15 protein-coding genes and 1 tRNA gene are annotated in these 19,568 nt (G+C 68.9%); 9 read left to right on the top strand and 7 right to left on the bottom strand.

Annotation, left to right across the window (positions count from 1 at the left end):
* Positions 1–21: 21 nt before the first annotated feature.
* The 4 genes from AC0T5L_RS11455 (at position 22) to AC0T5L_RS11440 (ending at position 4,876) form a co-directional block, all read left to right on the top strand.
* Positions 22–927, top strand: coding sequence for a phosphoribosylaminoimidazolesuccinocarboxamide synthase (locus tag AC0T5L_RS11455; RefSeq protein ID WP_476165404.1), 906 nt, complete (start codon positions 22–24; stop codon positions 925–927).
* 368 nt (positions 928–1,295) lie between these two features.
* A complete protein-coding gene (gene murA, locus AC0T5L_RS11450; protein WP_476165425.1) occupies positions 1,296–2,591 on the top strand; it encodes a UDP-N-acetylglucosamine 1-carboxyvinyltransferase in 1,296 nt (431 codons plus the stop codon).
* A gap of 266 nt (positions 2,592–2,857) precedes the next feature.
* Positions 2,858–4,108 (top strand): transcriptional regulator, encoded by a 1,251-nt coding sequence (locus AC0T5L_RS11445; RefSeq protein ID WP_476165403.1) that lies wholly within the window; start codon positions 2,858–2,860, stop codon positions 4,106–4,108.
* Positions 4,109–4,300: 192 nt separating this feature from the next.
* Complete coding sequence (locus AC0T5L_RS11440; protein WP_476165402.1) at positions 4,301–4,876, top strand: nucleoside/nucleotide kinase family protein; 576 nt, start codon at positions 4,301–4,303, stop codon at positions 4,874–4,876.
* Positions 4,877–4,900: 24 nt separating this feature from the next.
* Here the strand turns inward: AC0T5L_RS11440 and AC0T5L_RS11435 are convergent, their stop codons facing one another.
* Positions 4,901–5,917 carry a DNA-binding protein gene (locus AC0T5L_RS11435; RefSeq protein ID WP_476165401.1) on the bottom strand — a complete coding sequence of 339 codons (1,017 nt, stop codon included), beginning with the start codon at positions 5,915–5,917 and terminating at the stop codon, positions 4,901–4,903.
* A 112-nt stretch (positions 5,918–6,029) separates the two neighbouring features.
* Entirely contained in the window at positions 6,030–7,112 is a 1,083-nt protein-coding gene (gene hisC / locus AC0T5L_RS11430; protein WP_476165400.1) for a histidinol-phosphate transaminase, read from the bottom strand.
* Positions 7,113–7,334: 222 nt separating this feature from the next.
* Here hisC and AC0T5L_RS11425 point away from each other — a divergent pair, with 222 nt between their 5' ends.
* Complete coding sequence (locus AC0T5L_RS11425; RefSeq protein ID WP_476165399.1) at positions 7,335–7,985, top strand: hypothetical protein; 651 nt, start codon at positions 7,335–7,337, stop codon at positions 7,983–7,985.
* A gap of 112 nt (positions 7,986–8,097) precedes the next feature.
* Here the strand turns inward: AC0T5L_RS11425 and AC0T5L_RS11420 are convergent, their stop codons facing one another.
* A complete protein-coding gene (locus AC0T5L_RS11420; protein WP_476165424.1) occupies positions 8,098–9,096 on the bottom strand; it encodes a MauE/DoxX family redox-associated membrane protein in 999 nt (332 codons plus the stop codon).
* A gap of 9 nt (positions 9,097–9,105) precedes the next feature.
* Positions 9,106–10,074, bottom strand: a complete 969-nt coding sequence (locus AC0T5L_RS11415) for a hypothetical protein (RefSeq protein ID WP_476165398.1) — start codon at positions 10,072–10,074, stop codon at positions 9,106–9,108.
* Between the two features lie 517 nt (positions 10,075–10,591).
* On the opposite strand from AC0T5L_RS11415, the gene AC0T5L_RS11410 reads away from it, so the two are divergent.
* Together AC0T5L_RS11410 and AC0T5L_RS11405 are read left to right on the top strand one after the other, a co-directional pair.
* Complete coding sequence (locus tag AC0T5L_RS11410; protein ID WP_476165397.1) at positions 10,592–11,119, top strand: SigE family RNA polymerase sigma factor; 528 nt, start codon at positions 10,592–10,594, stop codon at positions 11,117–11,119.
* Positions 11,120–11,358: 239 nt separating this feature from the next.
* Positions 11,359–11,445: transfer RNA gene (locus AC0T5L_RS11405), tRNA-Ser, on the top strand.
* Positions 11,446–11,977: 532 nt separating this feature from the next.
* On the opposite strand, the gene AC0T5L_RS11400 is transcribed toward AC0T5L_RS11405, so the two are convergent.
* Entirely contained in the window at positions 11,978–13,048 is a 1,071-nt protein-coding gene (locus AC0T5L_RS11400; protein WP_476165396.1) for a cytochrome P450, read from the bottom strand.
* Between the two features lie 374 nt (positions 13,049–13,422).
* Here AC0T5L_RS11400 and AC0T5L_RS11395 point away from each other — a divergent pair, with 374 nt between their 5' ends.
* Positions 13,423–15,021, top strand: a complete 1,599-nt coding sequence (locus tag AC0T5L_RS11395) for a DUF885 family protein (RefSeq protein WP_476165395.1) — start codon at positions 13,423–13,425, stop codon at positions 15,019–15,021.
* Positions 15,014–15,922 carry a formylglycine-generating enzyme family protein gene (locus tag AC0T5L_RS11390; RefSeq protein ID WP_476165394.1) on the top strand — a complete coding sequence of 303 codons (909 nt, stop codon included), beginning with the start codon at positions 15,014–15,016 and terminating at the stop codon, positions 15,920–15,922. The genes AC0T5L_RS11395 and AC0T5L_RS11390 overlap by 8 nt, the downstream gene beginning before the upstream one ends.
* A 595-nt stretch (positions 15,923–16,517) precedes the next feature.
* Here AC0T5L_RS11390 and AC0T5L_RS11385 read toward each other — a convergent pair.
* Positions 16,518–17,576 (bottom strand): cytochrome P450, encoded by a 1,059-nt coding sequence (locus AC0T5L_RS11385; RefSeq protein WP_476165393.1) that lies wholly within the window; start codon positions 17,574–17,576, stop codon positions 16,518–16,520.
* Between the two features lie 194 nt (positions 17,577–17,770).
* The gene (locus AC0T5L_RS11380; RefSeq protein ID WP_476165392.1) at positions 17,771–19,564 is read right to left on the bottom strand and encodes a non-ribosomal peptide synthetase; all 1,794 of its coding nucleotides are present in this window, start codon (positions 19,562–19,564) and stop codon (positions 17,771–17,773) included.
* Positions 19,565–19,568: the final 4 nt, after the last annotated feature.

The raw sequence follows: 19,568 nt of genomic DNA, 5'->3' as shown, positions 1-19,568 counted from the left end.
ATTCCCGGAAAGGTAGGAACCGTGAGCGGTTTCGTCGTCAAGCCCGAACCCGCCCAGGTCGAGGGACTCACCCACCTGCACACCGGCAAGGTGCGCGAGCTGTACACCGCGTCCGACGGCGCGCTGGTGATGGTCGCCAGCGACCGGGTGTCGGCGTACGACTGGGTGCTGCCCACCGAGATCCCGGGAAAGGGGAGGCTGCTCACCCAGCTGTCCCTGTGGTGGTTCGACCAGCTGGGTGGCCTGGTGCCCAACCACGTCGTGTCCGATGTCCTGCCTGAGGGCGCTCCCGCCGACTGGGCGGGCAGGACGCTGGTGTGCCGCAGGCTGGACATGGTGCCGGTGGAGTGCGTGGCCCGCGGCTACCTCACCGGATCCGGCCTGGAGGAATACCGGGTGGACGGCACCGTGTGCGGAATCGCGCTCCCCGACGGACTCGTCGACGGTTCCGAACTGCCCGAGCCGGTCTTCACCCCGGCGACCAAGGCCGAGGTGGGCGACCACGACGAGAACGTCTCCTTCGAGGCCGTCACCGCCGCACACGGTGCGAAGCTGGCCGCCGAACTGCGTGACCTCACCCTGCGGGTGTACGGACGAGGCCGGGAGCTCGCACGGGAACGCGGCATCATCCTCGCCGACACCAAGTTCGAGTACGGACGGGACGGGGACGGGAACCTGGTGCTGGCCGACGAGGTGTTCACGCCGGACTCCTCCCGCTACTGGCCCGCGGACGAGTGGGCTCCGGGACGGCCCCAGTCCTCCTTCGACAAGCAGGTGCTGCGGGACTGGCTGCGCTCGCCGGAGTCCGGATGGGACCGGGCCTCGGAGACCCCGCCGCCGGAGCTGCCCGAGCACGTGGTACAGCGCACCCTCGACCGGTACGTGGAGATCTACAGGCGCCTGACCGGGGACGAGCCCGTCCTGTGAAACACCACGCGGAGGTGATTCGGCGCACGCGGTCGTCGTTGCGCACCGCGGAGCACGTATGGTGGTGACGTTGTGCGCGTCGCCGGTACGGGCGAACAGCCATGCGTACGGCATCCCTGGTCTTTTCCGGCAGGCGAATACCTCTTCGGCCGTTTGACGGGACTCTATCCGCGATTCGCGGGTATACCACGTTCTGGATCGGTACACACAGGCGAGTGCTATAGAGTCGTCGCGAACACCGGTTCGCTGGCCGTGCAGGTCACACGCACGATGGTCGCAACGTTCCAGGGGAAACCCGCGTCCAATACAGGCGAAGCCCGACGAGGGTGACCTTTTTTCACATCTGCCTCACAAAGGAGCACATGAGCATGGGCCAGGAGGTTCGTTACCGCGTCCGCGGCGGACGCCCCCTCAGTGGAACGGCGTTCATCCAAGGCGCGAAGAACGCCGTCCTGCCGATGATCGGGGCCGCCCTACTCGCGGCCAGGGGCCGTACGGTGCTGCGGAACGTTCCGGTCATCGAGGACGTCTACCGAGCTCTCGAGCTCGCCGAACACGTGGGCGCCAAGGTTGAGTTCCACGAAGCCGAGCGGACCGTCGTCATCGACGCCTCCGGCCTCAACGACCCCGAGCTCGCCGTCCTTCCCGCCGATATCGCGGCCCGTTTCCGCGGTTCCGTGCTCTTCGTGCCCGCACTGATGCACCGCACCGGAAGCGCCCGCATCGAGGGCGTCGGCGGCTGCAACCTGGGCAGCCGCAACCTGGACTTCCACTACCGGGGCTTCGCGCGCCTGGGCGCCAAGGTCACCGAGGACACCGAGCGCAACCACATCAACGTCGAGGCCAGCAACCTCCGCGGCGGCCGCCTCTACCTGGACACCCCGTCCCACACGGGCACCGAGAACCTGCTCATGGCCGCGGTCCTGGCTCCCGGCACCACCGTGATCGAGCACGCGGCCCTGGAGCCCGAGGTTCTCGACGTCATCGACTTCCTGAGCGCCATGGGCGCCAAGATCAGCGGCGGCGGTACGGGCTTCATCACCGTCGAGGGCGTCGAGCAGCTCACGGCCGTCGAGCACACCATCATGGCCGACCGCATCGACGCCGGCGTCTTCGCGATGACCGTCGCCGCCACCGGCGGCGAGGTGAGCCTCGTGGGCGCCCAGCTGGAACACCTGGGTGTGGCCCGCTGGAAACTCGAGCAGATGGGCGTGGGCTTCTCCCAGGAGGGCGCGGTCCTGCACGTGCAGCGCGACCCCTCGGTGCCGCTGCGGCCCATCAACGCCGTCACCTCGCCGTTCCCGGGCTTCGCCACCGATTTGCAGTCCCCGCTGATGGCCCTGGCCACCCTGGCCGAGGGTGAGAGCTACATCCACGAGGCCATCTACGACGGCCGGTTCGCCCTGGCGGACGAGCTCAACAAGATGGGCGCCAAGATCGAGGTGGAGGGCACCCGCGCGATCGTGCACGGGACCACCAACCTGCGCGGCGCCGAGGTCGTCGCCCACGACCTGCGCACCGGCGCGGCTCTGGTTCTCGCCGGACTGGTCGCCGAAGGTGAGACAATTGTGGCGCCTGGTTATCTGGTGGACCGCGGTCACGCTCAGTTCGCGTCCCGGCTCGCTGCGCTAGGCGGTGACGTGGAGCGCGTCAACGTCTCGTAGAGGACCGAAAGCGCAGTTCATGCCGGGGTGGGAGCCCGTCTCCCACCCGGGCTTTCGGCGTTGATATGGAAAACGATCTTCTTTGGCCCCGCACAATGGGTACGATCTCGGCAATCATGCCGTGACAGAGATCGGGTCGGGAAACCAGTGGGCGCACATAGTGAAGAGCGTGGAATGGTAGCGGGGAGCAACCCGAGGTGAGTGCCCAGCGTACTGGCGATTTGACGATCGGCGTCATAGGGCCCCATGAGGTGGTCGAAAGAGTCATGCTCATGGGTCCGGGGTCCACAGGACCCCTCAACGCCAGACTCATCGCCGCCGCGTATCGAGACGAGCAAGAGGCGACGGACAAGGTCGTCAGGCTGGGTTCGGCGATCGATGCCTATCTGTTCGCCAGCCCTGTCCCCTACGAGTTCGCACGCAAGGCCGGGGTGTTGACCATGCCCGCCACCTTCGTGCCCCTCGGCGGGGCGAGCCTGCACGAGGCCCTGCTCCGGGCGACCCTGGACGAGCGCTACGACCCGACCAGAGCCAGTCTGGACGTGCTCAGCCGCGCTGACGTGGTGGAAGCCTACTCCGAGGTCGATCTGCCCGTGGACGGCATCCACGTGCACGAGGAGCTCACCAGCACCGCGCAGCTGACGTCCTTCCACGAGGGTCTGTGGCGCCGCAAGGCCACCAGGATGGCGATCACCTGCGTACGCGGGGTCGCCGAGCGCCTGGAGGCCATCGGGGTGCCGGTGATCCGGCTGCGGCCGACCAACGCCGGCGTTCGCAGCGCCCTACAGACCGCGGGTCTGCTGGGGGCGCACCACCGGTTGGAGGAGGCTCAGCTGGGTGTCGTGGTGGTGGACGTGCCCACCCTGCGTGACTCGACGCGCCGGTCGACCCCCCGGTACTGGCGGGACGAGCTGCGTCTGTCCCTGCACCGTCTGTTGCTCCAGGAGGCACACCGGATCAACGCCACGGCGCACCGGCTGGACGACCATTCGTTCATGGTGACGGCGACCCGAGGCTCGCTCGTGAGCGCGACCGAGGGTTTCCGGCAACCGCCGTTCGTGGAGCGGATCAAGGCGGAGCTCGGTATCGCGATCGAGGTCGGGATCGGCATGGGGCGGACCACGCAGGACGCCGAGGCGCATGCCCGGGCGGCCCTGAACCGCGCTCAGGCGTCGCGTCAGAGCTTCGCGGTAGACCGCGAGGGGCGTTCCCTGGTGCCCGCCCAGCGCGCGCCCGCACGACAGGCCTCCGAGCCGCTGCGGACCAAGGGGCGCGAGACGCTGGTCCGGCTCTCGGAGAAGATCGCCGAGGAGGACGGGCCGTTGGTCGTCGACGCGGAGAACGCCGGACGGATGCTCGGGGTCACCTCCCGGACCGCGCGTCGGCTGCTGCGGACCCTGGTCGAGGAGGGACTGGCGTGGCCGCTACCGCCCAACCGGACCCTCCAGCCGGGCCGTCCCCGCCAGCTGTACCGGCTGATCGTGGAGAAGCTCGACAAGGACGCCGCCGGTAAGTAGCCCGTGTACCTGTGTAAGCCGCGTGGACGTGGCGGACGGGGGCGCTCCCGAGAGGGGCGCCCCCGTCCGCACGTGTGGCCCGGGAGTCGTGTGAGGCGCCGAGGAACCGTGTGGGCCCGCCCGGACCAGCCCCTTCCACAGGCTGTGGAAAACCCGGTGACCCCGAGCTCCGCGCCTGGCAGGCTGGCGCGCATGAGCGACGACAGCGACAACGCTGGAAACGCCGGCGGCAGCCCGGGCGACAGCGCGCAGAAGCAGCTGCTCCTCATCGGCGGCGCTTCGGGGACCGGCAAGACCACGGCCGGGTGGGAGGTCTCCGAGATCCTCGAACGGTCCGGGGTCGCGCACCGCGTGCTGGAGGGCGACTACATTGACCAGGTCCACCCGGCCCCGCCCGGTGATCCGCACAGGGCGGAGATCACCGAACGCAACGTCACGGCGGTCTGGGCGAACTACGCGGCGCTCGGACACCGCCGCCTGATCTACGTCAACACGGTCAGCATCCTGGAGGAGGGCACGTTCCGCCGCGCCATGGGCGGTGGCGACATCAGGATCACCCGTGTGCTGCTCACCGCGTGCGAGGACACCGTACGCGCGCGCCTGGCCGTACGTGAGACCGGTTCGCAGCTGCTCCCCCACATCGGGCGCGGCCTGCGCGCGGCCACCCGCCTGGACGCGGAGGCTCCCACGAGCGCGGTACGCGTGGCCACGGACGGTCTCGGCGCCGAGGAGGGCGCTGAGAAGGTCGTGGCCGCCATCGGGTGGTGAGCCTCCGGCCCGGTCGCCGCACGTTCATCCACAGCCTGTGGACGGCCCTCCGTCCCTCGCCGCCCCGTTTCCCTCCGCGAACCACCGGGCGGTGTCCCGCAGCGACGGCCGCCCACGCGCCCCGTCGAGCAGCCGCACAGCCTCAACGAGCAACCGCTCGCAGCGCACCGACGCCACGGTCGCCCTGAGGGGCAGCACCTCGCGCACGAGAACGGCTTCCGCCTCCTCCCACGACCGGGCGTGGGCCAGCGCCCACAGCAGGCTCACCGTGGCATGGCACAGGGAGCGGCTGTTTCGTCCGTTCCCCCCGACCCGTCCGGCGTTCGCAGTCCGGCTGACCTCCTCATCCCTTCCGGCCTCGCCGGCCCGCCGCCCCTCCGCGTTCTCCACAGTCCCCGGGAACAGTTCCACCGACTCGGCGAAACACTCGGCGGCCCTCCCCCACGATCCGGTGTCGGCGCTGATCATGGCCTGGTGCCAGGTGATCTCGGCCTCGGTCAGCCACCACGTCCAGGCCGGGTCGCCCCGGCGCGGGCCCTCCAGGTGGCGGCTGCGGGTCTCGGCGATCAGCTTCCGGGCCCGGGTCCGCTCCCCCTCCTGAAGAGCGGCGCGCGCCAGCCTCAGAGAGAACAGGGTGCGCACACTCCCCCTCGGCCCCTCCGCCAGCGCCGCATCACACACCCGCCGCGTCTCGGTCGGCTGCCACATGTGGACGTCTTGCATGGCCAGCTGACTGAGTGCGAAGTACTCCATGGAGCGGTCACCCGCCCCACCCGCCATGCGCAGTGCCGCCAGGGTCATCCGCCGGGAGAGTCCCTGGCGCTCAGCGTCGAAGGCCACCCATCCGGCGACCTGATGGGCCTCGGCGGCCGCGGCGCGCACGTCCGACGATTCGGGGAAGCGTGTGAGGACGGCCCGCTCGGACCGGACCGCGGCGCGCACGGCGGCGTCCACGGCGTGGCGAGCACCGCTTCTAGTGTCCAGGGCGACGATGTCCGCGCTGACGGAGCGCACGCGCTCGGCGGCCTCCTCCTCAGACATCGGGGGCCGGTCCCCCGCACGGCCCGCTCGGCCGTGCGGGGGACCGCTGGACGCAGGAGGCGCTCCTGAGGCATGCTCCGCCGCGCGACGAGCAGCATCCACCGAAGACGCCCTAGCGGCGCTTGGGATAGGAGGTGGCGACGGACAGGAAAACGTCGTTCTCCTCAGGGGTCCCCAGGCTCACCCGGGCACCCTCACCGGCGAACGGGCGCACCGATACGCCCACCTTCGCGCACTCGGCGGCGAAGTCGTTCGTGTCCTCGCCCAACCGCAGCCACACGAAGTTGGCCTCGGACGGCGGTACGGTCCACCCGGAGGCGATGAGCGCCTCGCTGACGCGGTCGCGTTCCTTGACGGTGTCCGCCACGCGCTCCAGCAGTTCCTCCTCGGCCGCGAGGGAGGCGATCCCGGCGGCCTGGGCGAGGTGGTTCACCGCGAAGGGCACGAGGGTCTTGCGGACGGCGCCGGTGACATGCGGGTGCCCCACGAGGAAGCCCAGGCGCACGGCAGCGAGCCCGTAGGCCTTGGAGAAGGTGCGCAGCACGGCGACGTTCGGCCGGTCGCGGTACAGGGAGATGCCGTCGGGCACCCCCGGATCACGCACGTACTCGTGGTACGCCTCGTCCAGAACCACCAGGACGCTCTCCGGGACCCGGTCCAGGAACGCGACCAGTTCCTCCTCGCGCACCGTGGTACCGGTCGGGTTGTTCGGGTTGCACACGATCACCATGCGGGTGTCCTCGGTGACCGCGTCCGCGATCGCGTCGAGGTCGTGCGTCTCGTCCTTGAGCGGCACCCGTACCGGGGTGACCCCGGCCAGCTCGGTGATCAGCGGGTAGGCCTCGAAGGAGCGCCACGCGTAGACGACCTCGACCCCGGGTTCACCGACCGCTTCGAGCAGCTGCTGGAGCAGACCCACCGAACCGGCGCCAAGGGCGACGTGCTCCTCGGGGACGTCCATGTGCCGGGCGAGCACGGTTGTGAGCTCGTCGGCGCCCGGGTCCGGATAGCGGTTCAGCTCAGCCGAGGCCCTGGTGATGGCCTCCCTCACCGACGGGAGCGGCCCGTAGGGGCTCTCGTTGGAGGACAGCTTGATCGAACGCCCGTCGGGCCCGAAGACCTTCAGGCCCGGCTTGTAGGGCGGGATGCTCTCCAGCATCGACCGCAGATATGGCGATTTCGACTCCGACACCATTGTCCTTCCTCAATACTTTGTGCTAACCCCGCGACACTCTCAGCAATATCGCGTCCGGGGTGGCCACCGCTCCCAGCGGAAATATCGCACAAACGAGGAGATACCACCATGCGCTTGCACTCCTGCTCCGCCAGTTCGAATCACATCGTTACTGGTCAGAACTCCCGACGGGGAGAGCGCCGGGGACCCGTCCGGTCATTGGTCCTTCCTGTGGCCCTACCCATGACGGTCCTGCTGAGTGCATGCGGCGGGAACGGCCAGGCCGACGCCCCCGGCACCGAGGCCGCCACGGCACTGCACGAGGCCCAGCCCTTGAACGTCCGCGACGCCACGCTCGTGTCCGAGGGCAGCGAGAGCGGCGCGTACTCCGAGCTTGCCACAGTGCGGTACAGCGAGGAGGTGCGGGCCTCAACCGAGCTCGACAAGCCCGAGTGCATGGACACCGCGAACCAGTGGGGCAGCCTGGACGGCGTGCGCGACGCGCCCGCCTCCGTGGCGGCCTACGAGTGGGACAAGGGCGCGGTGACGCACATGCTGGTGCGGGTGGACGAGGGTACGGCCGCGGAGGCGCTGTCCACGAAACCGCCGGAGAGCTGCGCCGAGTACACCGCCACCTACGAGGACGGGACCTCCTCCGACTACGGGCTGCGCGACCTGGAGGACGTGCCGCGGGTCGGTGACGAGTCGCGGGCCTTCGCCATCGACGTGGAGGCGGACGGGGAGGAGAGCCACATGTTCAGCCTCATGTACCGCAACGGCGGCCTCGTCGGCACCACGTCCGTCCTCGGAGCCGGGGAGATGGAGGACCACGAGGAAATGCTCGTGGCGTTCAGCGAGGCCGCCGTCGAGAGGCAGCACCAGATGCTGGGTTAGGGGCGTGCTCGGCGGACACGTACCCCGCCGTGCGACGGGCGGCGTCCACCGGCCACGCCCTCCACGCCCTGGGTACCGGCACCGGTCGGTACCCGGACGCCGAACCGGATGCTCACCTGGCCGGTGTGGGCTCGCGTCCGTCCGGGTCGTGTCCGTCCGTGCTGCTCCCAGCGGGACGCGTCCTCGCGGCCCGCAGGGTCTCGGCGGATCTGGCCGCGTCGTACCGCCCCGCGTCCTGCTTGGCCGCCTGGCGCGGTCTGGGCAGCTTGCGCGGCGGGCTGAGCAGTGCGGTCCGGGCGACCGCGCCGAAGGACGCGACCACCGTTCCGCTGCCGCTGTCGACCAGGACCGCGCGCACGGCCGTACTTCGCCTGCCGCCCACCCTGACCGCGTACACCACGTCCACGCTCCGTCCGTGGCGCGTGCCGTCGTAGCGCAGGAGCTGCCAGCAGCCCTGGCGCCACACGTCGCTGGGATCGGGCTTCGTCATCACCGACTCGTTGGTACGCCATACCTCGCTGCCACGCAGCGTCCGCATGGTGCGGCGCAGCGGGACCTCGCGCAGCTCGCACGGCTCCTTGTGGAGCGAGCGCGCGACCACGTCCCGCATCTCGGGGCTGAGCAGCGCCAGGAACAGGAGTTCCACGCCCAGGATCCCGGCGTGCAGCGGTGCGGCCGAGGCGGCCGCCTGCCATCCGGTGGGTTCCAGCCCGAGCGTGGTCAGGGCCGCGGCCGACAGCAGCCCGGTCCGGGTCAGCGCACGCCAGCCGACCGGGGCCCGGCTCAGTCCGCCGAAGCAGCCACAGCCCGCCTCCGGGTCGCGCCTGCGGACCAGGACCAGGACCACCACCGAGACGGCGAACACGACCGCGGTGAGTATCCGTACCGCCTCACCGAGGAGTCCGCCCAGGCCCAGCAGGCCGACCGCCAGCGCGGCCTCCAGCAGGCCCGTGCCGACTGTGGCCGGACGGCGCAGGCGTTCGGGCATCAGGACGGCCAGGCCCGTGCCGGCCGCCCTCCTGGTGGCCTTGGCCGCGGCCCCGAGCAGGAGCAGCACCGCCAGGAGCGGTAGTTGGACCTGGCGGGCCGCCTCGACGATCTCCGGCAGCATGGGCATGGGTCATCCCTCCCCGTCGTGGACGGTGACGGTCGCGTTGAAGCAGCCGTCCTCCAGTCGCCCGCCCAGGGCGACGAAGCTGGTCATGGTGAGGGAGGAGATCCGCCCGGCGCCCTGGCCGCCGCAGGCGGGGCACAGGTCGCACAGCCAACTGTCGGCGGCGGCGCAGTCGAGGACCGGGAGTGCGGCCGCCTCCCGAGTGCAGTCGTTGCGCAGGCTCAGCGTGGCGCCGGTGGACAGCAGCGGCAGCGGGACACAGGAGGTGCGCCGGTCGCACGCGGCGTCGTGGCCGACTGGGTCGAGCGCCGGGTAGGCGACCCCGTCGGCGCTGGCGTGCTGGCCCGTGTGGGAGGAGCGGCCCCCGGCCGGGTCGTACCAGGTGGCGATGCCGCGCAGCGTGGAGGCGTACCGGTACGTGGGCGGCCTGTGCGGGGTGGCGCTGAGCGGATAGGGCGGCTGGGTGGTGGCGGGGCGCGTCGCCCACACGGCGTCCTCCCCCCAGACGCCGACCGCGTCGAAGACGTAGCCGGGTTCCAGCCGCGGATGGCGGACGGAGATCCGGCCCGAGCTGCGGTAGGGGAGGACGACCGTCAGGCGGCGGCGTCCGTGGCCGGGGTCGATCTCCAAGGTGTCGGCGTCGCGGTCGACGATGACTCCGGTGGCGCGTGCGGCCTGGGCCCACACGCGCTCGGCGCCGGGGTGGCCGCCGGGTCTCCGGAGCACCACGGCGTCGTCACCGGTCCGGAGCTCTCCCGGACCGGCCTCGCCGCCGCGCCAGAACGAGGTGGTGCGGTCGTACTGGAACCGCTCCTCGCCGCCAGGTGCGGCCAGGCAGAGCATGCGGGAGTCCACGCCGACGACCACGCCGCGTACGACGCGGTGCCCGAGGGGTGTGGGTTCGGGTGCGCTCTGAGGACCGAGCACCACGGAGGTGAACCTCCTGCGGTCACGCCTGTCGTCCGTCACTGACATGTCGGCTGAGCCCCCTCGCCATGCGGCCTGCCGGTTCGCCCCCGTTGTCCCCGTCCGTCCTCACGTCACCCACACGCTGGCACGGTCGGCCCGCGGTCGGCCCGTGTCAGTGGCGTGTCCGGAGGACAGCGCCGCGCGGCGCGTCGACCGTCGCGGACAGTCAGAGAGGAACCCTGTGCGAATCGACCCTTTCGGATGGAACAACACGAGATTGTCCCACCACATTCTGTGCCCAAAAAGCCACGCATAGACCCTATAGATCATGAAAGAGACACAAATATGTACAAGCTCCCGCAGACCCTCGCGGCCACCGTCGACTCCCAACGGCCCCCTGCCATCGGGAACCTCGCGCTCCCAGACCCGCGGCCGCGTCCGGGCACAGCCGGGAGACCCGGTCCGCTCCCCGTCATGCGGTTTGTCGGCACGTGGTCCACAGATGCCCGGACGTTTGCGCTTTCTGTGTGAGAGTTGGAAGGGAGGAAGGCGACGAAAGCACACGCAGCGCCCGTGAAAGTCGGTGGTCGGCGTGACAGGAACGACCCGGACTCCCAGGTACGACGAGTTCAGCCGCTATGTGGCCGAACGCGGACCGGCCCTGCTCCGGATGGCCCGGTCCCTCACGAGCAACCATGCCGACGCTGAGGACCTGCTCCAGGCCGCCCTCGTCAAGACCTTCCTCTCCTGGGACCGGATCACCAATCCGAAGGCCATCGACGGGTACGTGCGCCGGGCCATGGTGAACACCCAGATCTCCGAGTGGCGACGCAACCGGCTGGAGATCTACCCGACCGACGAGATCCCCGAACAGCGTGTGGACGACCCCACCTGGCGCAGCGACCTGGCCGACGTGGCGAAGCGAGCCATCGACCGGCTGCCCGACCGGCAGAGGACCACGGTGGTGCTGCGCTACTACGACGACCTCACCGAGGCGCAGATCGCCCAGCGGATGGGAGTAACCCTGGGGACGGTCAAGAGCACGCTGTCACGCGCGGTGGAGAAGATGCGCCTCGACGCCGACCTCATCATCGAGCGCACTCTCGGCTGACCCGGCGAAGCATGGGCGACCCAGACAATATGAGTGATCCAGGACACACCAACCTTGCGAAACCGGACAGCCGCTCCCGTTCGAGGGGCCGGAGCCCTCGAAGGCGGAGGCCCGAAGCCCCCGCCTGACCGCATGAGCAGCCCTGTTGCGGCTCCAGCGCCGGCTTCACCGGCCGGGACACCCGCGCGGGCATTCGTTTTGCGCAACCGTCCATGGTGTCTGTAGGCTGGTTCAAGCCGGGAGGATTCGCCTAGAGGCCTAGGGCGCCGCACTGCTAATGCGGTTGGGGAGCAATCCCCTCCGGGGTTCAAATCCCCGATCCTCCGCGCTCTGGCCTGGGGCTTCTCGCATCGCGAGGAGCCCCAGGCCTTTTCATGCCCAGGGGCCCGCCGGCACAGGATCCGCGCCGGCCACACACGCCGGACGCCCCACGGCCCGCCGCCCCTGGCCGCTGAACCGCGAGGACGAGCCCTCCGGGCAGCCTGAGACCGAGGGTGCCGCCAAAGGCATGCGGTGGAATCCAGCTCTTCAGAGTCTCGAATCCAGGCCGAATCCGGGCGACCTTGCATCAAGCGAGAGTGGCCTGCACCACAGCCAGGATGGACACGCGTCTAACCAATGTGCGTGGCGGCTCTCGAAACTTCGAGCATCCGGCCGCACGGCGAGACACGACCCTGGCCAACGAGCGAGGCGGCTTGCCGCTTGCAGGCGACCTCGGAGGCGAACCTACGGGTCAGCCAGGACCTGCGGGCCTCTGGACGCACGAAACGCCCGCCCACTCCTGGCGTGGGCCTCACCAACGCGGGCCACCGGCTGCACGCTGATCTGCTGCCGCGGACTGGCCACATGAGACGGGCCCTAAGGAACCCGGTGCGAAACAGAGTCCGCGCGCGTTCCGAGGTGCAGGGGAAGCGCCTCGACGCGCCAGGTGCCCGGATCCCTGACCCGGCGGACCTGGGATGGCGAAACTGCGAGCGCCAGCTCGGGGAAGCGTTGCAGCAGCGCGGTGAGCGCTACATCGATCATCACACGGGCAAGGGCCGCGCCGATGCAGATGTGCGGCCCATGGGCGAACGTGAGGGACGTGGGCGTTCCTTGGGGGCGATCGAAGTCGAGCCGGTCCGGGTCCGGGAACTCCCGCGGGTCACGGTTGGCGGAAACCAGCGCCGCGACGACGGCTTCGCCGGCCCGGATCGACACCCCGTGCAGCTCGACGTCCTCCCTCGCGTAGCGGGGGATGCTGAACACGTTCAGTGAGCACCATCGCAGCAGCTCCTCTACAGCGTTGGGGACCCGGCTGTAGTCGGCGCGCAGCTGGGCCGTCTGTTCCGGATGGGTGAGCAGCGCGAGCACCGCGTTGGCCACGAAGTCCGCGGTCGTGGAGGACGCCACCATCAGTAGCCAGACCAGACCGGTGATCTCGGTATCGCTCAGCCGGTCGCCGTCCTCGGCCTGGATCTGCACCAGGTCCGTGATCAGGTCCGTGCCCGGCGAAGCGCGACGACGGGAAATCGCTCGCTGCGTGCTCTCCAGCACCCCGGGCATCACGTCATGCCACCTGTGGCCTTCACCAGACGAGACCGCCGCACCGTAATCGCGCCACGAGTCCCGGTCTTCGCTCGGGATACCCATCAGGGCACACAGCACGTCCATTGGCAATGGGCGCGCGAAGTGTTCCAGCAGGTCTACCCTTCCATCAGCGACGTGGGAGACCATTTCCTGGATCAGGGTGTCCGTGACGGCCTTAATCACCGGGCGGAATTCCCGGGACCGGCGGGGGGTGAAAGCCGGAGCGACCAGGCGGCGCAGCCGCCGGTGCTGGCCTGGATCGAGCAGAATCGACTCGAGGTAGGGAAGTCCGGTGTCGGGTAGGTCCGGACGTACGGTCAGGCTCTCGACGGTGAAGCCGAACTTCTGGGAGTTGAGCATCTCCCGCGCGTCCTGGTACCGGGTCAAGGCCCAAATCGGGGCCATACCAGGAGCTAATAACCGTGCCACCGGATATATCTCTCGCGCCGCCCCGTAGGAAGCGAAGGGGTCTTTCAGCACTACGGGATCAACGAGGAGCATCCGCGGAACCGGGCTGCCTGGTACGACGTTAATGCCTGCCGCTGTGGTATCCATCAGCCGCCAGCCTAATACGTTGGGTCAGGATTGACTAGAAGCGGAAATAAAAAAACTAGATGATTGCATGCCCATGTTGGTCGGTGCTAACATGCGGCGAAGTTCATCAGGTGCTTGGTTGACGATTACAGGGTGGATGTCATGGTGTTGGCACGGTCCTCGACAGTCCTTAAACACCTATGAGCACGGGTGCACTGTCCGAGGTCCTCGAATCCTATTTCGAGTTTTATCCGAGTTCGGCCCGTGACATCGGCAGGGACGACTACGACGCCCGGTTCCCCGAGGTGCTCCGACCACCGTTGGAGACCCTCCGAGATCTGCGCCTGCGGGTAGCCCCGTTGGAGTCCGCGACCGATCCGGAGGTGCGGGCCGACGCCCGCACCCTTCTGGCCTGGCTGGACCGGGAGGCATTCCGGAGCGGCGTCGAAGGACGCGAGCACCGCGGTCCGCTGGAGAGCCTGAACGAGGCGGACGTCTGGAACTACATCAAGAAGCCCTACGCTACGGTCCAGGCGAAGTACGCCGCGATCGAATCGCACCTGTTGCGCGTGCCCGAGTTCCTCAAGCAGGCAGGTCAGCTTCTTGAGTCGAGCCTGCCAGCGGGTGAACGGCTGCGCAGCATGGAGTATGCGAGCGCGCTCGCCGCGGACCTGCGGGCCGTGGTCCCCCTGCTAGCGAGCGAGCATCCGGACTCACCGCCAGCCGAACTGGCGACACCCGCGCACGCCGCGGCGCAGGCATGCGAACAGTTCGGGAAGACCGTTGGCGAGACCGCATCCGAGACGGGGGTGCTCGGTCCGGAACGCCTGCGCGAGTGGGTGCGTGTGTCCGAGGGTATCGACATGTCGCCGTCGGACATGGTCGAAGAGGCGCAGGCGGAGTTGGACTCGCTTATCGCGGAGCTGGACTCACTCGCCGCGCGGTTCGGGGTCCAGCGCCGGCAGGACCTGTACGGCCTGATGGAGAGTCTGGCGCCGGATGACACGGCTGTCGGGTACATGCGGCGTACCGTCGCGCACCTGCGGGGATTCTGGAAGGAGCGGGACACGGTCGGGGTAGAGACGGTCAATCCGTTGGAGTTCCGGCTCCGACCGCGCATGGCGGCCGCGGCTCAGTTCAGCCTGTCCGGCCCCTTCGACCAAGCCGGCCCCCACCCGCACTACCTCTACCTTCCGGAGCGTGCCGATTCCCCCAACGGGGTGAATGGCGAACAGCGGATCGGCCTGCCAGTACTGGAAATGCTGGCTGTGCACGAAACCTACGCAGGGCATTACCTGCACACGGAGGCGGTGTTTCGGGGACGGCGTCATGGACCGCGCACACACGTACGCATCTGGGCGGGCTTCGTGGAGGGGTGGGCGCACTACGCCGAGGAGCTGGCCATCGAGCACGGGCTCGGCGAAGGAAGGCCCCTGGTGTACGCGGCCCAGCAACTGGCCGCGCTGGAGGCGGCGACACGGCTGCTTGTCTTCGTTTCGGTGAATTCCGGGAGATGGACCTTCGCGGAGGCGGTTCAGCGCGTTTCCGATATCCGTGAAATACCGAGCCACCGAGCGGCCCGAGAAGTCCTGGGCGCGGCGTCGGACTGGCACGCGAGTCTCTACACCTTCGGCAAGCTCAGGATTCGCCAGTGGCGCCGGTCGGCGGGTGTGGGCAGCTCACCGCCGGAGCAGAAGGCTTTCCATGATCGCCTCCTCCGGTGCGGTTTCGCACCGTTGGGGATCGTGTGGCAGTACTACCAAGACATCGAACGTCACGAGGGAGCGAGCCATGCCTGATCCGACCCAGCGAACGTCGAACGTCGCGGAGAGCGACCGGGGTGTGGTGAATGTACCGGACGAGTCGTCGTCTTGGGTGAGGATCGACGGCGGCCCTTTCACCATGGGCGCCGATGAAGTGCGGCGTGATGGCCGCCCCCGCTCCTACGCACCGGCCCACACCGTGCACGTCGACACCTTCCACATCGCTCGTCGGCCGGTTTCGGTAAGCCAGTTCGCCGTGTTCGTCGACGCCACCTCATACGTGACAGTGGCTGAGCGCGTAGGACACAGTTGGGTGTGGACCGGCACCGAACCAGAAGAGAAGTTTCCGGGCAATGACGAACTGTGGACCGAGATGGAGGGGGCCCACTGGCGTGCCCCGCGCGGCCCGGGCTCGGACATTGACGGCAAAGCCGATCATCCGGTGACCCATGTGTCGTACGAAGACTGCATCGCCTACTGTGCCTGGTCGGGAGCCCGGTTGTGCACGGAAGCGGAGTGGGAGAAGGCGGCACGGGGAACGGACGCGCGCAGGTTCGCGTGGGGTGACGAGCGACCGACGCCGTCGAAGTGCAACTATGGAATGCACATCGGCGACACTACGCCGATCGGCCGGTTCCCTGAGGCCTTCGGACCGCACGGGCTGGCCGACATCGTCGGTAACGTCTGGGAGTGGACGGAGACGAGATGGCATCGATACCCGTATTCTGAGGAGAAGTCGCGTGCCATCGTCACCCGCGAGGGCAAGTACGAGCTGATAACGATGCGCGGTGGATCGTTCTTCAACGACTGCGGCCCACTGGGGCTGGAGGCCATGAGCCGGTTGTACTCGCTTCCGAAATACACTGGTTTCGATGTCGGCTTCCGAGTCGCCGTGGCCGAGCCATCGGACGATGAACCGCAAAAGCGTGACGGGTAGGGATGCGGATCACCAGGTGCGCGGGCCCGGTACCCGGCGCGGCTTTCCAATAGCCGGACGAGGGGTGACTCCTCCCGGGCCCGGCCGTGGACGGTGAACGCATCGGCTGAGGGGCCCGGGTCCACGAGAACCGGCCGGGGTACGCGGGGAGCGGTTTGCTGGAGGCGGAACGGATGCGTTCGTCGACCCTCCAGACCCCGGCGGCCCTGACGCCGTGCATCGCACCGGGCAGCGGCCAGGACGAGCGCGGGGTGGGCAGCGGGCGGGGGATCTCGTCTTCGGCCCAGTTGACCGGCTCGGACGGGAACGGGCTCGTCCAGGCGGTGAGCCCGGTCGGCACAGCTTGGCGGGCGGGGCGCCTCGGGCGACGCATGCGAGGCTCCCCGCCCCACCTCGGTTTCCCGCCCAGGGCGCATGGGTGTTCCGGTGCCCCCTGGGGAAGGCGATCGTCGAGGTGGCGCTCACCCGGGTGTCCGAACGGTTCCCCGAGCCCGGCCTCGCCACCGCCGACGGCCGGCGGTTGCCGCGCGTACCCGGTCCTGGGACCTATCGTCCGCAAGCTCCGCCCGTGGCCCTTTGGGCATCGGCGCCACGGTCACCGACGGTGCGCCGTCAGCGGAAGGTGCTTGATGCCGCCGGTGAAGTTGGAGCAGAGGTGCTCCACTTCCCCGGCCTGCTCGAATCGGGAGACCTGCGAAAAGATCTCGTCGAGGGTCAGCTCCAAGGTGATCCGGGCCGCGGTCGCGCCGATACAGCGGTGCGGCCCGAAGCCGAACGAGATCTCCCGGTTCGGACGCCGCCCGATATCGAACCTGAACGGATCGGGGAAGACCTCATCATCCCGGTTCGCCGAGGCGAGCCAGGCGACCACGCCGTCACCGGCCCGGATCCGTTGGCCACGGATCTCCACGTCCTCCACGGCATAGCGCAAGAAGTGGACGACCGGTGAGGACCAACGCAGCGCTTCGGTCAGCCCGGTCCGCCGGTAACGCGGGTCGCTCGCCCAGAGGTCGAACTGCTCCTGGTCGTTCAGCAAGTGCAGGACCGCCGCGGAGATCACGTGTCCGGTGTTCACATTCGCGCCGAGCAGCATGGAGTAGCAGTTCGACACGATCTCGCCGTCGGTGAGCGGGGAGCCCTCCACACGCATGGTCATCAGTCGGTCGATGATGTCCGGCTCACCCGGTTTGGCCGCCTTCGGCCCCTGGCGCCGTCGACGCACCTGTTGGGCGAAGTAGGCGAAGAGGTCGTGGTGCGCCTTCTGAAGGGTGGCCTCCGGACCGCCGTCGACCTGGAACTCCTCGTCGTCCGGGGCGACGGTCATGAGACCGCTGCGCACGAGGTCGGAGTAGTCCGAGCTGGGAAGGCCCATCAGGATTCCGGAGACCACCATCGGCAACGCGGTCATCGCCGCGCCGAGATCCCACACGCCTTCACGGACCATCGGGGCCAACAACTCTTGGACGCCGGCGCGGATCCGCGGAATGTGCGGCCGCAGCGCGGTGGGGGTCAGCATCTCCTGCAATGGTGCCCGCAGGTGGGTATGCCGTGGCGGATCGGTGACAGCCATCTGGTGCCCGCCGGCAGGATCCGGCGTTCCGAGCATCTTGAGGATGGCTCCGCGCTGGGAAGTGAACTCAGTGTGCTCACTCAACACGCGTCGGCAGTCCTCGTATTTTGTCACTGACCAGAACCCCCGCCCATCCGAGAGCTGCTGCCAGAAGACGGGCTGCTCCTCCCGAAGGGTCAGCCAGAGCAGGTGTGGGTTCCCATCCGTGTACAACCAGGGATCGTATAAGTCGATCTCGTTGAGAGGGACGCGGTCAGACAGTAGCGGTGATGTGATCTTCATTCAGCAACCGATCGGTTGAGGTGGTCGTCAACGGCGAGTGCGAACTCGCGCACGGTCGGGTGGAGCAGCAGCATGCGGATCGGGAGTTCGACCCCGAAGACGGTTTCGGCCTTTCCGATCAAGTCCATCGCGAGCAGCGAGTGCCCGCCGAGCTCGAAGAAGTCGTCGAGCACACCCACCCGATCGATCTTCAGTGCCTCTGCCCACAAGTCGCAGACCAGCTGTTCGGTCGTCGACGCGGGCGCGACGAACGCGGCGTCACTGCTGCGCGCGTGCCGGTCGGGAACGGGCAGGCGGGACCGGTCGACCTTGCCGTTGGGGTTCAGCGGCAGTTCGGTGACTGGGATGAGCACCGACGGCATCAGGTGCGGGGGGAGCCGGAGGCGCAGTTCGCGACGCACCTGTGTGACCAGCTCATCGTTGTCGTCGCTGTCGGTTCGCTCCGGAACGACGTAGGCGGCCAGCTCCGCCGGGCGCGTCTCGTCCATCATCGTCACCACGACCGCCTCCCGCACTCTCACGACGGAGCGCAGCACCCGTTCGACCTCAGTCGGCTCGACCCGAAATCCCCGGATCTTGACCTGCCGGTCGGTACGGCCCAAGAACTCGAGGTTGTTGTCGTCCGCATAGCGCACGCGGTCACCGGTGCGGTACATCCGAGCGCCCGGTGCGGTGGCGAACGGATCTGGGAGGAAGAGGGCCGCGGTGGCCCGCATGTCGGTCACGTAACCGCGGCTGAGGCCGGCTCCCCCCACATAGAGTTCACCGCGGCCGCCACGCGGAACCGGCCGTAGACCGGCGTCGAGGACATAGAGCGTCGTGCCCGCGATCGGCCTGCCGATCGGCACGTACCCGTCGCAGGCCGGTTCCGAGACGGTGTTGCAGCTGGAGAAGGTCGTGTTCTCGGTCGGACCATAGCCGTTGACCAGCCGCACGGACGGGTACCGCTCTCGGAACCGGTTCACCCGGTCCGGGTCCAGCACGTCGCCTCCGGCCAGGAGTTGCTGTAGCCCGCCAAGCGCGTCGATATGGTGATCGACCATCCGGTGGAAGAGCCCGCTGGTCAGCCAAAGGGCCGTGACCCGCTCCCGGGAGAGCACCCGTGAGAGCTCGGCCGTATCGACCGGGTCAGGCGGGTAGACCGCTAGACGGCCACCGGTGAGCAAAGGCGTCCAGACCTCCAGCGTGGACGCGTCGAACGACACGGGCGCCAACATGAGGAACACCTGGTCGGGGCCGGATCGCGCCGAGTCCCCGAGGACCAGCCGGGCGACGGCCCGGTGCGGGACCCCGACCCCCTTGGGCACGCCGGTCGAACCGGACGTGAACGAGATGTAGGCCAGGTTGTCCGGCCGGACCTCGGGCACGGCCGTCTCCGGCCCTACCGGGTCCAACGCGTCGGGCGTCAGCACGGGCAGGTCGAAGCCGGGGACGTCCCTCTCAGCGACCAGGGCCGAAGCCCGTGCCGCGGACATGATCTCCTTCGCCCGGCTCAGCGGCGTTTCCGGTTCGATGTGCAGGTACGCGCCGCCGGCCTTCAGGATGCCGAGCAAGCCGACCACGAGGCCGAGCCCGCGCGGGAGTCGGACCGCCACGACCGACTCGACACCGACACCGTGTCGTAACAGCCAATCCGCTACCGCGTCCGACCGGGCGTCCAGCTCTGCGTACGAGAGGCACGCGTCGGCGCACGAGACCGCTACCGCCGTCGGCCATCGCCGCGCCTGGACCGCGAACAGTCCGGGAATCGTGTATTCCCAGCGTTGATCGGAATGCTCGTAGGTTCTCATCGAC

It is taken from the genome of Nocardiopsis sp. TRM 82005, assembly GCF_056312425.1.
This window is presented reverse-complemented; position numbering and strand designations above follow the sequence as displayed.